General features: G+C 67.6%; 5 protein-coding genes. 4 read left to right on the top strand and 1 reads right to left on the bottom strand.

Annotation, left to right across the window (positions count from 1 at the left end):
* On the top strand, positions 1–759 hold a 759-nt coding region (locus tag O3Q52_RS50810; protein WP_269655198.1), incomplete at its 5' end, for a hypothetical protein.
* Between the two features lie 100 nt (positions 760–859).
* Positions 860–1054 (top strand): hypothetical protein, encoded by a 195-nt coding sequence (locus tag O3Q52_RS50805; protein WP_206190818.1) that lies wholly within the window; start codon positions 860–862, stop codon positions 1052–1054.
* Between the two features lie 143 nt (positions 1055–1197).
* On the opposite strand, the gene O3Q52_RS50800 is transcribed toward O3Q52_RS50805, so the two are convergent.
* Positions 1198–1569: a metal-sensitive transcriptional regulator gene (locus O3Q52_RS50800; protein WP_269655197.1), complete on the bottom strand. Its 372-nt coding sequence runs from the start codon at positions 1567–1569 to the stop codon at positions 1198–1200.
* 203 nt (positions 1570–1772) lie between these two features.
* Between O3Q52_RS50800 and O3Q52_RS50795 the strand changes: the two genes are divergently transcribed.
* Both O3Q52_RS50795 and O3Q52_RS50790 read left to right on the top strand, forming a co-directional pair.
* Positions 1773–2393, top strand: a complete 621-nt coding sequence (locus tag O3Q52_RS50795; RefSeq protein WP_055614694.1) for a DUF47 domain-containing protein — start codon at positions 1773–1775, stop codon at positions 2391–2393.
* A gap of 7 nt (positions 2394–2400) precedes the next feature.
* On the top strand, positions 2401–3399 hold the full coding sequence (locus O3Q52_RS50790; RefSeq protein ID WP_269655196.1) for an inorganic phosphate transporter: 999 nt from the start codon (positions 2401–2403) through the stop codon (positions 3397–3399).
* The last annotated feature ends 116 nt before the right edge of the window (positions 3400–3515 follow it).

Genomic DNA, 3515 nt, shown 5'->3' with positions numbered 1-3515 from the left:
GGCTGCTCGGGCCCCGGGGCCGCCGCCGAGGACGCGCGGGCCGCCGAGGACCCGGTCGGGATCCTCCACCGGAGCGCGGAGAACCTGGTCAGGGCGGGCAGCTCCAAGGCGCGTACGTCGATGGAGATGGCCACCGGCGGCACCCGCGTGACGATCCGCGGCGAGGGCGTCTACGACTACAAGGGCCAGGTGGGCCGCCTGAAGGTGCTCCTCCCCCAGGACCCGGCCGGCGTCGACGAGCGCCGCCCGATCACCGAGCTCCTCGCGCCGGGGGCCCTCTACATGAAGAACCGCGGCGCCGGCGTCCCGGCCGACAAGTGGGTACGCGTCGACACTGCCACGCTCTCCGACGGGAACCTGGTCACGGGCGGCGCGACCGACCCGTTCGCCGCCGCCGAACTGCTGCGGGGCACACGGAAGGCGACGTACCTGGGGAGGACCTCGGTAGCGGGCACCGCCGTACGGCACTACCGCGGTACGGCCGATCTCGGCGTGGCCGCGCGCGATGCCTCTCCCGGGAGCCGGGCGTCCCTGCGGGCGGCGGCGAAGGGCTTCGCCACGGCGACGGTCCCCTTCGACGTCTACCTCGACGACCAGGGCCGCATCCGCAAGGTCCGCCACCGCTTCAGTTTCGTGAACGGGCAGCAGAAGGGTACGGTCGCGGTCTCCTCGACGACCCTGCTGTACGACTTCGGAGCCCCCGTCGACGTACGACTGCCGGACGCGAAGGACATCTACGCCGGACGGATCGCCGAATAGGGAGGCCGGAATGTGCGGGGCCGGAAATGGTCCGTTGGTGCCATGCGCCGTCCGTGGGCCCCTCCCTACTCTAGGAAGTCGGTGACGGCAGGAAGAGGTGATGCACGTGGCTCCGGCGCGCGGTACGGCAGTTCAGGACCACGTGGCCCTCGCCGAGATCGAGCTGTGCGGCGACCTGATCATCGCCGCCTCGGCCGCCCGCGAGGACCGGCTCAGCCCCGACCGCATCGACGAGGTCCTGAAGCTGGCCGAAGAGCGCTTCCTGGAAGAGCACGGCGAGAAGACCGACAGGTAAGCACCGGCCCCTGCAAGGGGCGCGGGGAACTGCGCAGTCTTTTGGCTTTCAGGGGCGCGGGGAACTGCGCGACCAGCCACGACGCACCCGCACCCGCACCCGCCAACGCACCGGCCGCCTCAAACGGCTCCTGCCTCGGAGGGTCACATCCGCAGGAGTCGTCCAATGGCCTTCGTGGCCTCTTCCACCTTCGCGTCGATCTCCGTGCCGCCCTTGAGGGCCGCGTCCGCGACGCAGTGACGAAGGTGCTCCTCCAGGAGCTGCAGGGCGAACGACTGGAGAGCCTTGGTGGAGGCCGAGACCTGGGTGAGTACGTCGATGCAGTAGACGTCCTCGTCGACCATGCGCTGCAGGCCACGGATCTGGCCCTCGATGCGCCGCAGCCGCTTGAGGTGCTCGTCCTTCTGCTTGTGGTAGCCGTGGATCCCGCGGTCGTGGTCGGTCACGATCTCCTGGGCCCCGGCCTCCGGCGCCTCACCGGAGGGCACCGTGGCGCCGGCCTCGGTGGTCGTCATCGCGTCCTCCTGCTGACTGATACCCCTACCGGGTATATGGTAACGAACTTTGCTGGGTATAGGGCCCTTGGCGAACGTCCTCGGAGGACCCCGTGCTGATCACTGTGCCCGATGGGCGACACTGGTGGGCGGCCGGTTAGCCGTGGCCGGATGATGCGCCTAGCATCAGCCTGACCGAAACCCAAGCAATCCGAGGACCCCACGTGCGATTTCGTCTGACCCCCAGGGAGACGAGCTTCTACGACATGTTCGCCGCATCCGCGGACAACATCGTCACGGGCTCGAAGCTCCTGATGGAACTGCTCGGGGCGGACGCCTCCGGCCGGGCCGAGATCGCCGAGCGTATGCGGGCCGCGGAACACGCCGGTGACGATGCCACGCACGCGATCTTCCACCAGCTGAACTCCTCGTTCATCACGCCGTTCGACCGCGAGGACATCTACAACCTCGCCTCGTCCCTCGACGACATCATGGACTTCATGGAGGAGGCCGTCGACCTGGTCGTCCTCTACAACGTCGAGGATCTCCCGAAGGGCGTCGAGCAGCAGATCGAGGTACTGGCACGGGCGGCCGAGCTCACCGCCGAGGCCATGCCGAACCTGCGCACGATGGACAACCTCACCGAGTACTGGATCGAGGTCAACCGCCTGGAGAACCAGGCCGACCAGATCCACCGCAAGCTGCTGGCCATGCTGTTCAACGGCAAGTACGAAGCCATCGAGGTACTCAAGCTCAAGCAGATCGTGGACGTCCTCGAAGAGGCCGCCGACGCCTTCGAGCACGTGGCCAACACGGTGGAGACCATCGCGGTCAAGGAGTCCTGACCTCTTCATGGACACCTTCGCCTTGATCGTGACCATCGGTGTCGCGCTCGGATTCACCTATACCAACGGCTTCCACGACTCGGCCAACGCCATCGCCACGTCCGTGTCCACGCGCGCTCTGACGCCGCGGGCGGCGCTCGCGATGGCCGCGGTGATGAACCTCGCCGGCGCGTTCCTCGGCAGCGGGGTCGCCAAGACCGTCAGTGAAGGCCTGATCGAGACACCGCAGGGCAACAAGGGTATGTGGGTCCTGTTCTCCGCGCTGGTGGGCGCGATCGTGTGGAACCTCGTCACCTGGTACTTCGGCCTCCCGTCCTCCTCCTCCCACGCGCTGTTCGGCGGCATGGTGGGGGCGGCGCTCGCGGGCGGTATCGGTGTCATCTGGTCCGGCGTCCTGGACAAGGTCGTCATCCCCATGTTCATCTCGCCGGTCGTCGGTCTGATCGCCGGCTATCTGGTGATGTGCGCGATCCTGTGGATGTTCCGCAAGTCCAATCCGCACAAGGCCAAGCGCGGTTTCCGTATAGCGCAGACCGTGTCGGCGGCCGGTATGGCCCTCGGCCACGGTCTCCAGGACGCCCAGAAGACGATGGGCATCGTGGTGATGGCGCTGGTCATCGCGGATGTCGAGGACGCGGGTGATCCGATCCCGGTGTGGGTCAAGATCGCGTGTGCGGTGATGCTGTCCCTGGGTACCTACGCGGGTGGCTGGCGCATCATGCGGACGCTGGGCCGGAAGATCATCGAACTGGATCCGCCGCAGGGTTTCGCCGCGGAGACGACCGGCGCCTCGATCATGTTCACCTCGGCGTTCCTCTTCCACGCGCCCATCTCGACGACCCACGTCATCACGTCCGCCATCATGGGCGTCGGCGCCACCAAGCGCGTGAACGCCGTCCGCTGGGGCGTCGCCAAGAACATCATCCTCGGCTGGTTCATCACGATGCCGGCGGCGGCGCTGGTCGCAGCGGCCAGCTTCTGGATCGTGAACCTGGCGTTCGTGTAGGGCCGTTTTCGCCCCCGCCGCCCCTACCCATTCCCATCCCTTGCTCAGGGGCTCCGCCCCCGAACCCCCAAAAGACTGCGCAGTTCCCCGCGCCCCTAAAAAAGGGCTCGGGGAAC

Source organism: Streptomyces sp. ActVer, assembly GCF_027270795.1.
GTDB classification, from domain to species: Bacteria; Actinomycetota; Actinomycetes; order Streptomycetales; family Streptomycetaceae; genus Streptomyces; species Streptomyces umbrinus_A.
Note: the sequence above shows the minus strand (reverse complement) of the source record. Positions and strands in the feature narration are given on the sequence as shown.